The 18,919-nt window shown below is 55.2% G+C and carries 16 protein-coding genes; 7 read left to right on the plus strand and 9 right to left on the minus strand.

Going from position 1 to position 18,919, the window contains the following annotated elements; all coding sequences use genetic code 11:
- The first annotated feature begins 64 nt into the window (after window positions 1-64).
- On the plus strand, window positions 65-280 hold the full coding sequence (locus KK925_RS04705; RefSeq protein WP_174581979.1) for a hypothetical protein: 216 nt from the start codon (window positions 65-67) through the stop codon (window positions 278-280).
- A gap of 320 nt (window positions 281-600) precedes the next feature.
- Here the strand turns inward: KK925_RS04705 and KK925_RS04710 are convergent, their stop codons facing one another.
- The 4 genes from KK925_RS04710 to KK925_RS04725 form a co-directional block, all read right to left on the minus strand.
- On the minus strand, window positions 601-804 hold the full coding sequence (locus KK925_RS04710; RefSeq protein ID WP_174581980.1) for a hypothetical protein: 204 nt from the start codon (window positions 802-804) through the stop codon (window positions 601-603).
- 7 nt (window positions 805-811) lie between these two features.
- On the minus strand, window positions 812-1,270 hold the full coding sequence (locus KK925_RS04715; protein WP_174581981.1) for a hypothetical protein: 459 nt from the start codon (window positions 1,268-1,270) through the stop codon (window positions 812-814).
- Window positions 1,271-3,098: 1,828 nt separating this feature from the next.
- Window positions 3,099-4,067, minus strand: coding sequence for a deoxyhypusine synthase family protein (locus KK925_RS04720; RefSeq protein ID WP_174581982.1), 969 nt, complete (start codon window positions 4,065-4,067; stop codon window positions 3,099-3,101).
- 68 nt (window positions 4,068-4,135) lie between these two features.
- On the minus strand, window positions 4,136-4,774 hold the full coding sequence (locus KK925_RS04725) for a MarC family protein (RefSeq protein WP_174581983.1): 639 nt from the start codon (window positions 4,772-4,774) through the stop codon (window positions 4,136-4,138).
- A gap of 154 nt (window positions 4,775-4,928) precedes the next feature.
- Between KK925_RS04725 and hpnE the strand changes: the two genes are divergently transcribed.
- Window positions 4,929-7,106 (plus strand): hydroxysqualene dehydroxylase HpnE, encoded by a 2,178-nt coding sequence (gene hpnE / locus KK925_RS04730; protein WP_174581984.1) that lies wholly within the window; start codon window positions 4,929-4,931, stop codon window positions 7,104-7,106.
- Between the two features lie 160 nt (window positions 7,107-7,266).
- Here hpnE and KK925_RS04735 read toward each other — a convergent pair whose 3' ends face one another.
- Window positions 7,267-7,740, minus strand: a complete 474-nt coding sequence (locus KK925_RS04735; RefSeq protein ID WP_174582018.1) for an RrF2 family transcriptional regulator — start codon at window positions 7,738-7,740, stop codon at window positions 7,267-7,269.
- 372 nt (window positions 7,741-8,112) lie between these two features.
- Between KK925_RS04735 and KK925_RS04740 the strand changes: the two genes are divergently transcribed.
- The 5 genes from KK925_RS04740 (at window position 8,113) to KK925_RS04760 (ending at window position 14,661) form a co-directional block, all read left to right on the plus strand.
- The gene (locus KK925_RS04740) at window positions 8,113-9,471 is read left to right on the plus strand and encodes an OprO/OprP family phosphate-selective porin (RefSeq protein WP_214096302.1); all 1,359 of its coding nucleotides are present in this window, start codon (window positions 8,113-8,115) and stop codon (window positions 9,469-9,471) included.
- A 1,188-nt stretch (window positions 9,472-10,659) separates the two neighbouring features.
- On the plus strand, window positions 10,660-11,226 hold the full coding sequence (locus tag KK925_RS04745; RefSeq protein WP_174581986.1) for a DUF4337 domain-containing protein: 567 nt from the start codon (window positions 10,660-10,662) through the stop codon (window positions 11,224-11,226).
- Window positions 11,227-11,304: 78 nt separating this feature from the next.
- Window positions 11,305-12,936, plus strand: coding sequence for a nitrite/sulfite reductase (locus KK925_RS04750; protein WP_174581987.1), 1,632 nt, complete (start codon window positions 11,305-11,307; stop codon window positions 12,934-12,936).
- Between the two features lie 51 nt (window positions 12,937-12,987).
- Complete coding sequence (locus KK925_RS04755; RefSeq protein ID WP_174581988.1) at window positions 12,988-13,839, plus strand: phosphoadenylyl-sulfate reductase; 852 nt, start codon at window positions 12,988-12,990, stop codon at window positions 13,837-13,839.
- Window positions 13,840-14,202: 363 nt separating this feature from the next.
- On the plus strand, window positions 14,203-14,661 hold the full coding sequence (locus tag KK925_RS04760) for a hypothetical protein (RefSeq protein ID WP_174581989.1): 459 nt from the start codon (window positions 14,203-14,205) through the stop codon (window positions 14,659-14,661).
- A 985-nt stretch (window positions 14,662-15,646) separates the two neighbouring features.
- On the opposite strand, the gene KK925_RS04765 is transcribed toward KK925_RS04760, so the two are convergent.
- The 4 genes from KK925_RS04765 to KK925_RS04780 all read right to left on the minus strand — a co-directional run bounded on the left by KK925_RS04765 (window position 15,647) and on the right by KK925_RS04780 (window position 18,895).
- Entirely contained in the window at window positions 15,647-15,916 is a 270-nt protein-coding gene (locus KK925_RS04765; RefSeq protein WP_214096303.1) for a hypothetical protein, read from the minus strand.
- Window positions 15,917-16,406: 490 nt separating this feature from the next.
- Window positions 16,407-17,261: a hypothetical protein gene (locus KK925_RS04770; protein ID WP_174581991.1), complete on the minus strand. Its 855-nt coding sequence runs from the start codon at window positions 17,259-17,261 to the stop codon at window positions 16,407-16,409.
- A gap of 80 nt (window positions 17,262-17,341) precedes the next feature.
- Window positions 17,342-18,136, minus strand: coding sequence for a twin-arginine translocase subunit TatC (gene tatC / locus KK925_RS04775; protein ID WP_174581992.1), 795 nt, complete (start codon window positions 18,134-18,136; stop codon window positions 17,342-17,344).
- 54 nt (window positions 18,137-18,190) lie between these two features.
- On the minus strand, window positions 18,191-18,895 hold the full coding sequence (locus KK925_RS04780; RefSeq protein WP_174581993.1) for an epoxyqueuosine reductase QueH: 705 nt from the start codon (window positions 18,893-18,895) through the stop codon (window positions 18,191-18,193).
- Window positions 18,896-18,919 lie beyond the last annotated feature (24 nt).

Raw genomic sequence — 18,919 nt, forward strand, 5'->3', positions numbered from 1 at the left:
GCCGGCAAAAAACCGTAAACTTTCCCTCCCCGAAACAGAAGTTTTGAGCAATTCTTATGTTGCCATGGAGAAATCTTCCGGCGGGAAAGGGAAATCCGAATCGCTCCTTTGGGCCCTTGCGATCCTTGCGCTACTCGGTTTTGCCACTCTTGGTCGCCATTATGAACATGGGCTAACCCCCATGTCCCCTTCGGGGGAAGGTTCGCAGCGGTTGCCGGGAACAGGGAAAAAAACCTTCGAGGCGGCCGCTCGCTATCGGGTAGAGACGTCGCTGGTCTAGGCTTTTGTGTTGCCGGTTTACTGCTTCGTATAAGACCGCCTCCTTGAAGCAGGAGGTCTTACTCCCCGCTAGCAGCCGATGCGCGTCTCTGAGCTTCTCCCCGGGGAACGCAGACCGCACGAATGCGGTTCCCTCTCCTGTCCTGACCCAGTAGGAAGATCATGCCCGTATGCATCCGGCAAAAGGGAAGAAGGGCCTTTCCGCTGCTCCTTTCTTCCATCCGCTCAACCGATGTTCTATCACTAACATACTCGCGCTGGACCCATCCCGAAGTCGCCTAGTTTGATCAGCATGGGAGACTCTTCTTCTCTGTCAGCCCTCTAGAAAGGGAAAAGCTCTTCGGAACCGTTCCGAAAACCATAGACACCCATTCCGTACCAGGGAAGATCGCCCCGAACGCCGGCCGAAGACCACTCTGGAGGATTCGCCTGCCGGAATTTCACCGACAAAACCCGGTAGCCTGCACTCCAGCACGTTCGCCAACAGAGGCGTCGGAGGCACTCGATTTCTTCCCGACCGGACATGCGCTGCCTACGCCGCTTTGAGTCTCTTCCGAACCCAGCCGCAGAAACGACCACACATACTTCGTCTGATTGCCTGCGGGCAGGGCGAAAGTGACAGGATCGCCGGTGCAGGTGGTCCACTACCGCCTCTCGCACCGACGGGCGTTCGGAGAGACCCAATCTTCTCCAGGCCGACTGCACAGGCCGCGCCCTCCCTAGAGCTTATGCCATGACGGCGCGTGTGGTTGACCGCGCCGCTCACAGACGTGTAGGCTAGGTCGACTTCGATCACGCCGGCTCCGGCAGCAAAAAAAGGCCGACCTTGAGCAATCGGGATCGCCTTGGCATAGGCCAAGGAAGAAAGCGAGCGAACCCGAATGGGATCCACTGACTTGCGCTTGAGGTTTCTTTTGCAAAGATCCAATGGTTCGTTCACAACCGCCTTGCCCCATTTCGGCACAAGCCTGGGCGATCTTTTTGCACGCATCCCTCCAAAATGGCTTTGGCCTTCTTTTCGCTCTTGTCATAGAGATTCGATCGGATCCGACGAACATCCACCCGATTGCCAAGGCGGTCCGTTTCGGCCAAGGCGAGATGATCCTGCTTCCTATCGATGCCAACCGTTCCGGCGAAGGCGGCGTGTCACCAACGAACAGGGGTCCGCGCCTTGACGCTCGGCAAACACCCGCCACCCTTTTCGGTTGCGCGCGAAGCGGTGGTTTTACCGCGGAACTCTCCCGCTTTCGGACGAGTTTTTCGCTCTTGGTTGGCGGGGCCACCATCCGGCTCGCAGAGAGGACCTGGAGGACCGCCTCCTGGCCGTAGCCTAAACGCAGGCTTCTAAGCACCTGCTATTCACTCGGACTTCCCTTTCCGCCAGCAGCCGCAAGTCGCCATCCGGGAATACCATGGCTTAGCAGAAGTGGTTCCCGGCGGTCTTTTCCTTGGACCCCAGCACATCGAACGGGCTGCTTTACTCCGGCTGCCACTTGCTCTTCCAGCTAGCGCGACTGGCGTATCCGTGTTCTTCCAAGGAAAGCTCGTTGCGGGATACGGGAAGAGGCGGCGGGAACCGAAATAAAGACGCACCCGCTTGTCACTCCTGAGGAGCCCAGGGCGCGTCAAGCTTCGTCCGCAAGATGGCAAGCCACCAGTTTTTCTCCTGCAAAACGTTTGATCCGGGTTTCTTCTCCTCGAGCTTGCGGATCAGCCTTCCCGGTCTGCGGATTTCCTCCTTAGCTTCCTCTCGGAGGTAAGGTCGCCGTTGGCGCCACTCGAAGCGATCTTTCCTTGAAGCTCGGACCTGGAGCGCGCATGGAACTCCCTGGCGGTCAAGCCAAACCGCCGCAGGAAGGCTCGCTTACGTTTCTTTGAGCGAAACACAAGCCCGGATGTGGCAGAAAAAACTCCCCTTCACCCCCCGGAGAGCCCCGCAGAAGTGTTAAGTAACCTCTCTGTTCGATCGTCACCCCCAACCGGGTCTAGTAAAGGCAAAAGAGCGAGCTTCCTCATGTGATCGCTTGGAGCGCCTTCTTGGCGCGGTTCTGCGCGGATTTCTTTCTCGTAAAAGCCTAGCACACAAGGAAAGGATCTCCTCATCCAGGTCGCGCGAGGATATCCTCGATCATCTCATTGGCATCCACCACCAGGATGGATCGACTCTGCGCGGCCCATGCCGCTTCCCGGTACCCGAAGCCGAAGTGCATCAACCGGTCGCGATGCTCCCCACCAGGCTGATTCCAACCTTCGGATCACCGACCTGCCCAACGAGCGCGCTCCCATGGGCCTCCGTCCCGGAGCCGATTCCTTGACAGCCTTGACGATGCACAACGGTTTGCCTGAAGAGCCAACTGGGAGAACCCAAACCACGTGTCTCTTTCCACCCGCTTTTGATCTGCGCTTGCACACCCGCGCCTAGTGGGCGAGGCCGTCAGGCCGCTCCGGCTACGCATCCACGAGTACCGTTCCGGTCGGCAACCACCCTGGCGAAAAGGCAAACGCACCTTGTCCCGCATCCGCCAAGCCGTCTTATAGCCAGTAGGCTGCCGCTTGGCCGATGCACTCAGCTTGATTCGGATGTTCTTTGATGAAAAAGCCTTATGGGTCGCTATCTTGTTTCGCTCTTGGCAACCCTTTAGTCGAACGAGCGTCCCGTGTGCCCCAAGTTTCCCTTTTGCGTCCAAAGACGGGCTTGGAGAGCTCCTTTTGCCACCAGGATTTTTTGCCAGGGCAAGTTTTCCGCAGTCATCCGCACAACTGTCCGCATACTTCCCTTTGGGTTTCCCGAGCACAACGGTTGTTTCGAGAGCGTTTCCCTACCAGCCCAAGATGTAGGCAAAAAGCAAAGGCGCTACAATCGTAGCATCCGATTCAATCATAAAACGGGGGGTGTCCACGCTCAGTTTCCCCCAGCTGATCTTTTCGTTGGGCACAGCGCCAGAATAGGAACCAAAACTTGTGGTCGAATCGCTAATCTGGCAAAAATACGCCCAAAATGGCACATCCCTTCCAAGATCCTGCCGTAACATGGGCACGACACAAATGGGGAAATCTCCCGCGATTCCACCCCCAAGTTGAAGGAAACCTAACGGTGCCCGTTGTGTGACCTCGGAATAAAACCGACCCAGCTCCATCATGTATTCGACACCTGTCTTAACTGTCAGCGGATTACGAATCCGCCCGGCAAGGCAATGGGCCGCGTACATGTTTCCGAGAGTCGAATCTTCCCAACCGGGTACGACCATAAATAGCTCCTTTTCCATGGCTGCCACAAGCCAGCTATCCTTCGGATCGACCTGGTAACTTCCCTTGAGCTTCCCCGATTGTAAAACTTTCCACAGAAATTCATGGGGAAAGAAACGCTCTCCTCGCTCGTCGGCATCCATCCATTGCTCCAGCACAGCTCCCTCGATCCGCCGCATGGCTTCCATTTCAGGAATACACGTATCGGTCACCCGGTTGAGATGCTCTTCCCAGAGTCGTCGATCGTCCTCAGCGGTCAGTTCCCGAAAATTGGGGATCCGGCGGTAATGGTTATGGGCCACCAGATTAAAAAGATCCTCCTCCAAGTTGGCACCGGTGCACGAGATGGCATGGATTTTTTCCTGTCGGATCATCTCCGCTAGCGTCAGACCGATTTCGGCCGTACTCAGCGCGCCGGCAATGGTGACCAGCATCTTGCCCCCGCGCTCCAGATGATCCCGATAGGCACGAGCCGCTTCCCGCAGGGTAGCAGCATTAAAGTGCCGGAAATGATGCTCGATAAACGAACCGATAGGTCCCATGAGAGCGTTCCGTTTGCCCTAACGCTGCTCCATTTTTCCTTCTCGGACAAGAACATTCACCCTTAGTCCTACGGGAGAGTGCCTTGCCCGTAGCTAGACACTCCGTCCAAGATGAACTGCACGGCCACGGCCGCAAGCAAAAGACCCATCAGGCGCGTCAAAAGCTTAAATCCAAGAGGTCCCAATAAGGGGCTTCCCTTTCGTGCTGCAATCCCAAGAACAAGGTAAGAAAACCCGGCCACCGTAAGAATCGACACGTATACAATGGCTTTTTCTACAAAATCCGCGGCTTTGTGTTCGAGCAAAATAACCGTAGAAATGGCTCCTGGACCCGCCAGCATGGGAACCCCTAGCGGAGCAATCCCCGCCTCTTCCTCCGCTTCCCCAGCAATCCGTTCCTCGAGTGTCTCCTGAATCGCGGACCGATGAGCCCGCAGCATGTCAAACGCGATGGAAAAAAGCACGATGCCCCCGGCGATCTGGAAAGCCGGAAGACTAATTCCAAGGATCCGGAAGGCTATCCTACCAAAAAGGGCAAAAAACAGAAGGACGGCAGCGGTAACGACGGTGGCCACGCGTACGGTGCGTTCCCTTTGGGAAGGAGTAGAGTTAGAGGTCATCGAGAGCAAAGCAGGGATGGCCGCTAGAGGATCCACAATGACGAAAAGGGAAGAGAGGCAAAGGAGGGTAAACTCAAGTTTCCTCATAGTGAACCGCTATCCAAACCCCCTTGCTAATAACTTGCCTTGCGTTTCTCACAAGCCGACAATGCGCCCATGCGGAGCTATTTCCGAAAGCTCCCACGAAGAGACCCCAAGCCTCCTTTTGCCTGGGCTACCAACTTAGCCCAAAGAAAAACCTATGGGCGGCTACTCCGGAGAAATCTCCAGTAAAACCCTCACCCGTCGCAGTGGGTCCAACTTAGCCACGGCTCTCTATTGTCTCCCGCGCCGGCGGCAGGAAGCGATGATCATTTTTTATGGGTTTTGCCGCTGCGTGGACGATATCGCCGATAGCCCTCTTCTGAGCCGTGAAGAAAAAGAGCGGGAACTTGCGTTTTGGAAAGAGGAGATTGAGCGGCTCTATCGCAAGGAAGCGTCGTCTCCACTCGGCCAAGAGCTTCAAGAGATCGTAGAAACCTATCAGATTCCTAAGGAGTTGTTGCACGAGATCGTGGCCGGGGTTCGAATGGATCTAGACATCCAGCGGTACCCCAGTTTCAAGGAGCTCCAGCAGTACTGCTACCGGGTAGCCTGTGCCGTGGGGCTAGTGAGCATTCGGATTTTCGGGTGCAGTCACCCTCAAGCAAACGACTATGCCCATGCTTTGGGAATGGCCTTTCAGTTGACGAATATCCTCCGGGATATCGGTAAGGACGCCGCCAGCAACCGAATCTATCTTCCCCTAGACGAATGCAAGGAATTTTCCGTTACGGAATCGCAGATTCTCAAGGGAGAGATAACCCCCGGTCTTCGAGACCTTCTTTTTCTCCAGTATTGGCGAGCACGCCACTATTTTGAGCGCTCGCTTCGTCTGATCCCAGAAGAAGAACGGCTAAACCTCATGGCGTCGGAGCTCATGCGAGGTTGTTACCAGCGACTTCTTGAAAAGCTCCGACAGAAAGGGTTTCCGATCCGGGGTGCCAAGGTCAACCTGTCCCGAGGGGAAAAATTCTGGTGCCTAGCCAAGGCTTACTGGAGAGAAAAGCGCAAGGTCAGGCTCCCTAGGTCTCCCAAAAACGTCGTCGTGCTCGGAGCAGGAATTGCAGGACTGGTGGCGGCAGTCCGCCTCGCCCAAGCTGGTCATAAAGTGAAAGTGTTGGAATGCAAGGCCTATCCCGGTGGTCGGGCAGCCTCCTTCTGGGATCATCGTTTGCAAGTCAAACTGGATACTGGCCAGCACATTCTTTTGGGGTGCTACCGCCGGACGCGATCCCTATTGGAAGAGTTTCGACTGGAAAGGAAGATCCAGATCCTCCCGTTACGGCTCTGTCTTATGGATGGACAGCGAAAGAAACGGATCCAAGTGGGGCGACTCCCCAGCCCCTGGCACTTGCTTGTGACGCTATCCCAACTGGGAAGTCCAAAGGATTTCCTTTTCCCCGCCCTTCGGCTTGCGTCCTCCCTTGGAGAAGGAAAAGAACCTGACCCAACCCTGACCGCCGCTGCCTGGTTGCGGGCCCAAAGGCAGCCGGAAGAATGGATCCGGGTCCTTTGGCAACCCTTTTGTCTTGCCAGTACCAACCTGGGGCTTGAAGAGTGTTCCGCAAGACTCTTTCGCCGGACCGTGTTGCGATCCTTATGGAGCTCGGAAGAGGATTGCCGGCTCCTATTGCCCAAAGTACCGCTAGGAGAGCTTTTGGCAGAACCGGTTGCGCGGTTGATCCGGTTTTGTAGCGGCGAGATTTTTTACGGAACCAAAGTTACGCAACTGGTGGTGGCGGGTGACCACGTGAAAAACGTGGTCAGTTCCGACGGCCACGTGATCGAGGCGGATCACTTCATTTGCGCCCTTCCCTGGGACGCAGCTGCCCAGCTTTTTCCTCCGGAGAGCGAGCTTGCCTATCGTTGTCGATCCCTGGGACGATCCAGTATCCTCAACGGATACCTCTGGTTTGACCGGCCTCTCACAAAGGAGCCGGTCATCGGCTTTGTGGATTCACCGGTGCACTGGGTTTTTAATCGAACGCTTTTGCACGATCTTCCACCTACCCAAGGGTTTAGTTATGCCGTTGTGACGAGTCGAGCCGACAAGTGCCTGGCCGGTTCCCTTCCCAAATTGGAAAGGATTGTTCTTTCAGAGTTGCAGCGACATCTGCCAACCACTGGCGAGGCCAAACTTCTCCAATCCCTATGGTTCCGGTGCCGTTCGGCTACGCCGGAACTTACTCCCGAGCGAGAGGTTCTCCGTCCCCCGTGCGTGACCGGTTGGAAAAACTTCTGGCTGGCGGGGGATTGGACCAATACCGGTCTGCCTGCGACGATTGAAGGTGCTGTGACCAGTGGGGAAGAAGCTGCCATGCGAGTCGAGGAGGCATAGCTTTAGCTGAAGAGAGAGGAAGTCCAATGGCTTTGACGAGCCTCCCTTCGCCCTTTGCTTTTCGCTCCGAAGGGAGTTGCGGCTGAGATTCCTTTTTTCCTCTCCGTTCCAGGGCTTGGTTCTTTCCGCGTCTTCGGAAAAAGAGCCATTACCCTATCTCTTAAATATCGAACGTGGGAACGGAAGAGGTAAGAAGGCGCAACCGGTCCTCTCGCTCGACTAGGTCTTGAAGGGAAAGACCTTCCAGAACTCCAAGGATCGCCTCGTGTACTTCTGCCATGACCGACCGCAACACACAGGAAGCTTCATCCAGGCAGTCGGCGCAAGGAGCATACGCTGTCTGGCTTACGCAGCGAACGGGAGCCAACGGGCCATCGAGGCTGCGGAGGATGGAAGCAAGGGAAACAGTCGAGGGATCTCGTTCAAGATAGTATCCCCCTCCCTTGCCCTTCCGGCTCACGAGAACACCGGTATTTTTGAGCTCCAAAAGAATGGCTTCGAGGAACTTTTTGGGAATGCGCTCCTGCGCGGCAATCTCGTGGATTAAGATTGGCCCTCGTTCTCGATGACGAGCCAGGTAAAGGAGCGCGCGCAAAGCGTATTTGCCACGTCGCGTTAGGGTCACAAAAACCATCATAGGCAAAGTTGCCCCCGAGCACAAACCCAAGCCGGTGGGGAAGTCTTTGAAAGAATTGGGGCAACGGAGGGAGCCAGCTCGGGAGAGGGTGCGGACAGCCGTGGGAAAACGAAGAGAGTCGACAGAGAAATATATCAGCGATACGATCGTGATATGAATAGAGAAACAGGTGAGTTAACAATATATCAGCGATATAATCGTGATACTTTTTTTGGCTCCTTTTTTCCTGCCCGCTTCCCTCTCGCTATCCTTCCACTTCTAATCCCACTGGCCCCTTTGGCTCTGCACGGAGAGGATCAGCTTTCCTCCACCCCCCAAACCAGCTCGTATTTCCAAGAACCCCGCCCCTCCAGGGCCTCGAATCCTCCGGTGCAAAACTCCGAGCTAAAAGCTCTCCGGGAGGAACTCGGCAAGTTGCGTAAAAAAGTCCAGCAGCTGGAAGAGGACTACGGCCAGAAAGAAGAGAGCCCCGAAGGAAAAAAGCAAGCCTCCAAGCCTCCTCTAGTGATCGACGCCAAGGGGATTCGCCTCCAGTCCCCTGATGGAAGCTCTTGGCTTCGAATCGGCGGCCTTTTGCAGGTCGATAATCGAACCCTAACCGCGCCCGACGACGGCAGCTCCTTTGTCCTGCGACGCGTACGGCCTGATCTGCGCGGAACCCTCTGGGATCACTACGAATTTCGGATCATGCCCGAATTTGGCCAGGTCGGCACCCTTTTTAGCGGGCGTCAAATCGCTCTCTACTACGCTTACCTCAACGTCCACTACTGGGACGAGTTCCAAGTACGTGCGGGAAAATTTAAAAGCCCCCTGGGCCTCGAACGACTGGAAGATGCCGAGTGGCGGCCGTTTGTGGATGTTGGTTTTCCCACCGAGCTTGTGCCTACACGAATTGTAGGGATCGAGGCACACGGGGAACTTGTGGACAAAATCGTTGAGTGGCGGCTCGGCGCCTACAACGGAGCAGCTGACTTTCAGGTTGGAAGCAACATTGACTTCGATACTTCTCGGGAGTTTGCCGGTCGCTTACTTGTCCATCCTCTCCAACCATTGCAGCCCCGCGGGCTAAACGACCTTGCCTTGGCTTTTGGCTTTTCCCATGGAACCGAAAAAACGGCCAATCTTTTGCCCTCCGGGTACGTCACTCCGGCAGAGCGAATCTTTTTTCGGTACCGCTCGGATGCCTTTGCCGATGGCGATCATACACGATTTAACCCGGGAGGATATCTTTCTGCGGGGCCCTTCTTTTTCCTGTCGGAGTATGTCGTCTCCCGGCAAGCCGTTTCGCGGCCAAGCTTGCCGTTGGCAGAAGATGTCCAAAACGAAGCCTGGGGGGTCCAGGGAGTCTACACCCTTACTGGAGAGCCGTTTACCTACAAAGACGGTCTTACACCGAAGCACCCGTTTCACCCCTGGACCGCGGAAGGAGGTTGGGGAGCCTGGCAGCTGGTCGCTCGCTACGACGAGCTTTGGATTGACCCGGATGCTTTCCAAGGGGGGAAACTGTCCCTGGCGGATCCTGACACCAACGGACGATGGGCAAAAGCCTGGAGGGTGGGACTTAACTGGTACTGGGACCAAAATGTAAAAGTCATGTTCCAATTTGCCCACACTGATTTTGATCGCGATGTCCTTTTAGGGATTCCCACAGGGACCGGGACGGCAAATGCCTCTCGTAAGACCCAAACCGAAAATGCCTTTCTTATGCGTTGGCAACTCCGGTTTTGACAACCGGGCTCTAGAAACGCTGCGGCTTAACCCGTTTTTGCTTTACGCGCAAAGGCGGATGGGAGCTCGTCGGACTTCCGGTAATGAATAGCTGCCCACCTGCAAGGTCTTGCCACCTGGTGGGCTCGCAAGTCGAGGAGCAGCGAACCGATGCTGGCCATCGCGAAGCATACGACTCGGGGCAGATGGGTGCCTGGGCTCCAAGGGGGACCACGCAAGCCCCTACAGGCTTACCATAGCTAGAGCTTTTCCGAAAAAAGAAAACGTACCCGCGGCAAAACGACGCGCTGACCAAGTACCCCAACAAAGCTGGGATCGTCCAAAGTATTCTCTTGTGGTAGGGTTTATCGAGTCCTGGAAGGAAGGACATAAAAAGGTCCTATGGGAGCCTTGCGCTTGACGGAACGCTGCGAAAAAACGAGCCGCACGGTAAGGATCACCCTTTTTTGCGCCACTTCGGAGCTATCGCCCGACCGGGCTTGCGGCTACGGCGGGTTTTGTCCCTGCGCGGCCTTTTTCTAGCTTTCTGAGGAAGGTCGACCCCAAAAATCACCCTCATCCTTATCGCCTAGGCCGCTTCGGGGTATACTCTAACGCACAGTCCCCGCGGAGAGTTGCCTGGCCTCGAATTCTCAAAGGGAATGGCCCGAGGAGCACTCCCTCGGCACGCACTGGGAGCGACTTTTGAATCGTCCAAAGTGGCCAGCCTCTTTTAGGATGAACGGGACGAGGTTTCAAACCCAGTTTTTTTAAGCTGCTCCTTCCCGATCCTCTTCTTGGTGGATGAAAAGTCGCCTATGCGTCCATTTTGGGCAGACCTTCAAGAAAGAAAAGCACCGAGGGACCCAAGCGTTTGAGCGCCGACTGCTGTCCGGCCGAGAAAGCCAAGACACCATACAAAAGAGCACGCCGAACTCCCTTTGTCCTTGGCCGGGCAACCCAACGATCCCGCCAGCAACCGAGTTAGCAGAACCCACATCGTCCCAAAGCGCTGGGCCGACTGAACTGAGGGTCCTTTTGTAGCTGGTCCTCGGGACACTACAAGTCTTGGGGGCTTGCAGGGTCGTCGCTATCCTTTGTCAGGGCCGCTCCTTGGTTCGAAACGCCTGCAAAAAGGCCCCCTTGTACGCAAAAAGATCCCCTTGTGCCAGTTTCCCCAAACGGGATAGAAAAATCCAGCGGACAGCCATGAACCCAACCGAACACACCCCCCTTGCGGAAGCGCCTTTTGAAGGAAAAACACAGGAAGGCCACGCCAGCCTGAACCAGTGGCTAGCCGTTTTTACAGCTATCCTCGCTTGCTGTGGTGCGATAATCAATTACCAGGGATCGTTGGTTTTCCGCAAGGCCCTCGAAGCCAAAAATGATGCCATCTTAAAAAAGGCCCACGCTACAGATCTTTGGAACTACTACCAGGCCGTTAGCACCAAACAGCACATTATGGAGCTTGCCATGCTAATCGCTCCCCAATCGGCTAGCGAGGGATTTAAGCAAAAACTCCAAAAGTACCAATCCCAAAAGAAAGAACTAGAAGAAAAAGCAAGGCAGTTGGACGAAGCCTCGGAAAAAGCTAACGAGCTATCGGAAAAATTGACCCATCCTCACCGGCGTTTGGAGCAAGCTCTTACCCTGGTTGAAATCGCCATCGCGGTCACATCCGTGGCCGCGCTCACCCAGAAACGCTGGCTCCTCTGGCTCGCAGGAGCCAGTGCGGCCGGGTCCCTGGTCCTTTGGGGAATGGCCTTTTGGGTTTAGGAAAATAGGAGAATATCCCGATTGACGAAAGGCAAAGGAGAAGTTATCTACCTAGACGATAGATTTACGAGATTAAACATGAGTGACACGGCTCCTCTTCGCGCACGAGGAAATCCCACCTGGGACGAAGTCCTTCGTCGCAATTCCGTGGAGCGATACAAGCAGCAGAAGCACGGATATGATGTCATTTACGACCTCGAACGCTACGGCACCATCCCGTACGAAGAAATCCCGGAAGAAGACATCTTGCGGATGCAATGGTGGGGAATCTACCACGATAAGCCCAAGGTGGGCTATTTCATGCTTCGAATTAAAATTCCCAGCGGGATCTTGACTCCCCAAAAGCTGCGAGTCATCGGGGAAATCTCCCAAGAGTTTGCCAATAACACGGGGGAACTTACCACGCGGCAGGACATCCAGCTTCATTGGGTACGGCTTTCCAGCGTGCCCACCATGTTTGCCCTTCTCGAACAAAATCGGCTGACCACAGCTGGAGCCTGCGGAGATAATATGCGGAACATCACCAGCTGCCCGGTAGCTGGGATCGATCCGGAGGAGCTTTTCGATGTGCGTCCCACGGTGGAAGCTTTTGCTCGGTTTTTTTATGGAAACCGCCAGTACGGGAATCTTCCCCGCAAGCACAAGCACACGATTGCCGCGTGTCCCTACCACTGCAACGCGCCTGAAATTCATGACATTGCATGGGTGGGGACGATTCAGGATGGCCAGGAAGGATATGCTTGCTGGGTGGGAGGAGGCCTTTCGGCTACCCCTCGGATTGCCAAACCGCTTGGTGTGTTTGTCCCTAAGGACGAGGCCTTGGAGGTAGCTCGGGCCCTGATTGATCTATGGCAGGAAGATCTTCGCTATCGCGTGTCCCGGGCCAAAGCCCGATTCAAGTTTCTCATTGATGATGATGGGGTAGAAAAGACCCGTCAAAGACTCGAGGAACGATTGGGTCGAAAGTTGCCGGATCTTCGCGAAGTCCCGGTGCCCAAGGGTCGGACGGATCACATGGGGATTCATCCCCAGAAAGAGAAAGGACTTTACTACGTGGGCTTTCCCTGCTTTCCGGGTCTTATGCGAGGGGACCAGATGGTGAAAATCGCTTCTTTGCTGGAAGAATTCGGAGGAGAATTTCGCATTACCCGGGAGCAAAACTTTCTCCTAACGGGCATTCCCGAGCCACGGGTTACTGAGATTGTCGAGAGAGTCAGCCAGATCGGCTTTCCGCTCCAAACACATCCCATGCGAGCCACAAGCATCGGGTGCACCGGGTCTCCCCATTGCAATTACGCCGTGGGCGAAACGAAAATGAAACTCATAGAAATTGTGGATCACCTCGAAAAGCGTTTTGGACCGGGTCTTGGGTCGATCCGGATCCATCTGGATGGTTGCCCACATGCTTGCGGGCAACACTGGGTGGGAGACCTAGGTTTGCAAGGGACGACGCGGACGCTACCGGCAGGCCGGGTCCAGGCCTACGATGTCATTGTGCGAGGTGGGCTCGGGCGGGAAGCTGGAATTGGCAAGCCGATCCTTCGCCGGGTTCCTACGCAAGAAGTCAATCAGGTAGTCGAACGGCTCGTGGGAGCCTGGATCGCGCGCCGAACCGATGGCGAAAGTCTTCCAGGGTTTTTCCGCCGCCTTTCTGACGAAGAGATTCAGGCGATTGCCGCCGGCCAAGAACTTGGTTCGGGCCAAGGGTAAGAGGGATCGCCAGCGACTGCATAACGTTGCCTATCCCGGAGAGCCGTCACAATGAATGGACTAGCGAGCCAAGGTTTTGGGGTCTTCGAGGAAGAACATCGTACGCTTTTAGATGATCTGGAAGTTGGGGAAATAGGGCTTTTCTACGAGGATCAGGAGCCAGAAAAGCTTCTCTCGTGGGCATTTGAGCGTTTTGGAGTCGATCGAGTGGGCTTTGTTACCAGCTTTCAGCTCGAAGGGATGGTTCTTTTGGACATGGGTTGGCGGCTTAACCCTTCGCTTCGGGTCTTTACACTCGATACCGGAAGACTGCCTCCCGAAAGCTATGAAATGATCGATAAAGTGCGGGAACGATACGGAATTGCCGTGGAGGTGGTTCTTCCCGAGCGGGAGCTTGTGGAAGCTATGGTCCGCAAGCACGGAGCCAATCTTTTCCAAAAATCCGTAGTCTTGCGCTTAACCTGTTGCCATATCCGCAAAATCCTCCCTCTGAACAGGATCCTTCGAAAACTCGATGCTTGGGTTACCGGTTTGCGACGGGAGCAATGGGCTACGCGGGCCAATATCCGAAAGATCGAGCTCGATCACGACCATGACGGTATTGTTAAGCTCAATCCCTTGGCGGACTGGTCGATCGAGATGGTGTGGGATTACATTCGTCGCTTTGACGTGCCGGTCCATCCCCTTTACGGAAAAGGCTATAGCTCCATTAGCTGCGCCCCCTGCACTCGACCCGTACCCCCCGGTGAGGATCCTCGATCCGGTCGTTGGTGGTGGGAAAAAGATGCACCGAAAGAGTGCGGTATGCATTGCTCGATCGAAACAGGGGGTTTTGAGCACGAGGTTCAGGCGATCCTGGGAGAATCTGGCTGGTTAGGTTTTTCCCATCGACCGAAAGCGTAAGGGGAAAAAGTACTCGGGAAGAGGTGACCCGGTGAAGCGGGGGTGCTTGCTTGCTCAGGGAGGTCAAAAAACAATCCTGATCCAGGCCTGGAAAGCTTTGCGAAAAAAAAGAAAAAAGCGCTGCCTGGTATTCTTTTGTAGTTATCACGAAGCCTCTCTTTGGGAGAGGCTTCGTGAGCCTCAGGGAATATAGCTCGATCGTCATGGAGCCGTTGCAAAGCCAGCAAAGGCGATCCCCTTCTTAGGCAGACAAAATGGGAGGATCCAGGAAAGGAGTGTTTCTTAAAAAAAAATTCTTTTTTCCGGCCGGACTCATGGATCCTCCACAAACCAAGCCCGGCGCGGCATAGGAGGTCTTTCGCAGTGCCCATTTCTCTTTCGCCCGAAGAGCAGGAGTTTCTGAAAGAGGAGCTTACCTTCCTTTACTCCCATGTCTCCCATGAAGGCATGAAAAGCTCCTATAGAAAATTATTGGAATGGGCACACCGGGGCGAAGTTCCTGACGAATATCTGGAACCGTTGGGGAAAACTCTGGAGACAGGTCTAGAAACTGGCCGCATACGCAGGGTGTATTCGCCCGAAGGAGAAAGAATCGCTTTGGGCCTGTTTTCCCGGACTCCTCTTGGCAGGGCCTTGGAGGAAAATCTTCGGACCGTGAACCAAGCCCTTTCGTTTCTTCAAGGGCACACAATCGAGCGCCTGACCTTTTCCCTACGCGGCCCAGGATCGTTTGTCGCAAGTCTTCAAACAGACCGGGCGCTGCTATCCCTTTCGTTTGACCGGCATGGGCCCAGGATTCAAAGCCTCGAGGTAGGAGCCTAACTTCCCGTAGGGACAAATGGGTCGCGCCGCTCGACCCCACCATGGGTCCTCCGGGCTGAGGGGTAATGCATGGCAAGCGAAAGCACCTTGCCTTGGCAATCGTTCAAAAAGTCCAAAAGGGAAAATGCCGTAGGTGTGCAGCCAGGCCGCAAGAACAAAAGCCCGCAAAGATCGCTGTTGGAGCTGAAGTCTGCTACCGGCGGACAGTCCCCCGGCCCTGAAGTCCAGAACATTCGATGAGACGCCGGGATCGTAAGGGGTTCTTCTCGATCGAATCCAAGGGAAAAACTTTGGAGGGTAGGGAATGCTGGCCTTTTGCTTTCCTCTCCCAAAGCCCTTGCGCACCAAGCTATGCCCCGAAAGCTCCGGCTGGCAAAGGGGGCTCTTTTTTGCTAAAAAGCCCAGTCTGGACTCGACCGCTCTTCGGCTCCTTTGGGCACAACGAAGAACCAGCGAACGACTGGGCCGCGGTCATCCTTGCTCGTCCACGTGGTTAGGTTCCATCCAGCAACTAACCGCGCGAAGTCAGTTTTTTTCCTTTAGAAAAAAATTCGTCGGAACCCGTTCCTACAATCGTCAACAACCGTTCGCCTCAACCAGAGGAAGCTTATCCGGCAACGCCCACCGAAAAGCGCTGCCAACGATTCGCGCGTGCCGCGGTTTCACCCACAACGACTCGCTAGCGCCTAGTCCCCCGTTTTCAGAGACAAAGACGTGGGAGGCAATTGATTTCCCGCCCGACCGGGCATGGACAAGCTTGCGCCGCTTTGACTCTCTTCCCAAACCCCCGCCATAGAAACGACCATACGTGCTTCGTCTCATTGCTTGTGGCGAGAGCGAAGATGACATAACCGCCATTGCGAATAGGAACGAGTGCCCTTGACACGGGTGGGCGTTCGCAGAGACCCAATCTTTTCCGAGCGAGAGGGACGAGGCCAGGCCCTGGGTAGAAACTTGTGTCGTGACGAGACGTGTAGTTCACCGATTACAGAACGTGTACGTCGGAGTCGACTTCGATCAGCTGGACCTCGGCAGCAAACAAGCAGGTTTCGCCATCGCGATCGCGTTCGCATGGCTGAAGGAAGAGAGCCAAGCGAGCTCCAACGGGATGCACCGACTCGGAGCGTGAGCTTACTCTTGCGAAGATCCCATCGTTCGATCGCAAGCTAACCAACTTGCTTGATTCAGCACAGATCCGCGCGATCTTTTCGCCCGCATCAGCAAAAGTTGCTTTCGCCTGCCTGGCTTTTGCCATGGAGATTGAATCAGATCCCGCGGATTCTTACGAGATTGCCGAAGCGATCCTTCTCGGCCAAGGCTAAATGATCCTCGTTCGTGTCGATGCCGGCCCCTCCGGCAAGGCGGCGTGTCACCAAGGAGACGGGTCCGCGCCCCGACGCTTGGCAAACATTCCCACCCCTTCCGGTTCCGCTCAAAGCGGTAGCTCAAGCGCAAATCCCTCCCGATTCCGGACGAGTTTTCCGGCCTTGATGGGATCGGTCACCATCCAGCTAAAAGGAAAGGGCCTTGAGGATCGCCTCCTAGCCCTGGACGAAGCTCACGCTTCGAAAAAACCAGGTATTGAGTCGGGCTCCCCCATCTGTCCGACAGGCGCGGGCTGCCGTCCGGGAATACCATGGCTTGGCAGGAGTGATTGCCGTCAATCTCATCCTTTGACCAGGGCACATAAAAGTGGCTCGTGCCCTCCGACTCCCAATGCCTCTTCCAGTCCGCAAGACGCAAGACTACCGGCTAACAGATTCCGGAACGGGGGCTAACGGTGGGGGTGCCGGAGGAGGCGAAACCCCGGGGGGTAACGCGGAAGGAACCGCCTGGGCTTGTTGGCGTGGAACAAAATCATGCATCGTCAGAATCTGCCGGCGTCGCGATCCTCCTACTACATAGGAAAGCCGGTACTCGATCTCCAATCGTGCCGGACCATACCAAGGGCCTATCGGCTGGGCTTCGTAGTGACAATCCAGCTGTTTCATTTGAGCCAGGATCCACGCAAGCTCAACTGGCTGAGTAAGGCTGGCCCGCGTATCTAAAACCGAATAATCCCGCATACTAACCAGAGACACCCCGCGGAGGTTATAGAGCACTTTCTGAAGCCAATTCTGATGGGGCTCGTTTCGCTTGGGCTCAAAACCCAACGCATAGGCAGGTTGGCCCTTCCATTCGTCCGTCCCAAGAAGCTGGATGCGGAAGTGCGGGATCAACTCGCGAAGCGAAATAGCAGCTTTGATTTTCTCGCTTTCCTTGGTCGCTTTGCGTTTGGACTCATCGGTATCAGGAGGATCTTCCCCCTGCTCCTTGGGTTCGGATAAAAGCACAATTCCTTCCTTAGGATCACACAAAACTTCGAGCTCAGTGCTCCCGACCACCTTCCCCTCGTCATCAAGTTTCTCGAGTCGCACCGTCTCCGAATACCGATATTCTCCCAAAGCTTTACTGGTCTCCTCATCCCTCTGGATCACCCGGGATAGCACTTCATCAACCGGGGGCAGCTCAGGGGATGGGGAAGGAAGAGCGCTTGTCGCTCTACCCGACTGGAGTGCTACAACACCCAGCACCAAAAGAACACAAACCGATACTCGCATACCCCTTTGGGTTAAACTGTACACATTGTTCCCACGCGGACGCTTCGTCCAAAGGAACGTCCATCCAGGTTGTCTCCGGTTTACAGAAGCTCGTCCCCTGATTTTTCCTCCCAGCTCCACCCCGCTTCGTCCCCCACACCAAAGTATCGTTCCCGCCACCAAGCGATCCAAATGCAAGCTTCATAGAGTAGATACATGGGTATCGAGAGCAGAGCGAGTGAAAAAGGGTCCGATCCCGGCGTCAGGCAGGCAGCCGCTACCACAACAACCACAAACGCATGGCGGCGGTAACTCCGCAACCGTTCCGCCGGAAGAATCCCGATGGCGTTCGCCGCCAGGACCACCAAGGGGAGTTCAAACGCAAGCCCAAAGCCTAGAAGCATCTGGCAGACAAAACTTAAATAGTTGGTAAGGGTCCACTGGGTTTCGACCTGCAACCAGCGCCCGTAGTCAAAGAAAAACCGCAACGTTTGGGGAAGAAGTAAGTAGTAGCAAAAAAGCACTCCTCCCACAAAAAGGAGGCCACCTCCCACAAAGAATGGAATCATCCACCGAGCCTCCTTCGGTGTCAGAGCCGGAAGGATAAATTTGCCCACAAAATACAGCACCCAAGGGAGGGAACAAATAATTCCGGCAAAAAGGCTTACCTCTAGCTGGATCGTAAACGGGTCGAGCACTCCCAAAACTCGTAGGAACCGCGACGGTTCTAGGCCGGCCACTCGAAGAGGAGCCAGAAACCAGGAGAGAATGGGTCGCGTCCACAGAAAACAGATTATAACCCAGGCTCCCAGGGCCCCTGCCGACTTCAGCAGAGTCCAGCGGAGCTCTTCCAAATGGTCGAGAAGAGGTTTCGGTTCGTCTTTAGGAAGGCGCACAAGAGTGCTTGTAGTATTCTCCTCCGAGTGTGGTTCCGGCCTTTAGCGTAAGGATCATTCCCCCTTGGGATTCTCCTGTGGGAGCTTCTCGGGTACCGGTTCATTTGGAACGCCATAGTAGCGAAGACCCCATTGAATCTTGGGTCTCCCCCGCTCCCTACGCCAACGGTTGGTATCCCGCAGGGAATAGACGCATCCACAGTACTCCTGCTGATAGAATCGCTCTTCCTTGGCCAGCTCGATCATCCGTTGCGAGCCACCCTTCTTACGCCAGTTAAACGGCCAAAATTGTACCCCAGGACGGGACGCTGCCGCTCGAAGACCACTGGCATTCACTTGATCGATATCCTTCCATCGCGAAATCCCTAGACTGGTGGCAAATACTGGATAACCCATGGCCAACGCAAAATCCGCCGTCCGTTCCATTCTCAGATCAAAACACACCGTACACCGTTGACCCCGTTCCGGTTCCCACTCTAACCCCCGGGTTCGCTCCATCCACAGGGCCACCTCGTAATCCCCGTCCACACACGGGATACCTAGTTTCTCGGCAAAGCGCCAGTTTTCCTTTTTACGCAACTCATACTCCAGCCGGGGATGAATATTCGGGTTATAAAAGAATACACAAAGCTCAAACCCTTCTCCGGCCAAAGCCTCCAAAATCGGACCGCAGCAAGGAGCGCAACAAGAATGGAGCAGAACCTTCCGGTGGCCCCCAGGAGGATCCAACCGCCAATCTTTCCACCATCCGTGTTTCATGGGCCCAAGAGAGACGCGTTTGAT

Origin of the sequence: Candidatus Methylacidithermus pantelleriae (assembly GCF_905250085.1) — a bacterium.
In the GTDB taxonomy this organism is placed as follows: domain Bacteria; phylum Verrucomicrobiota; class Verrucomicrobiia; order Methylacidiphilales; family Methylacidiphilaceae; genus Methylacidithermus; species Methylacidithermus pantelleriae.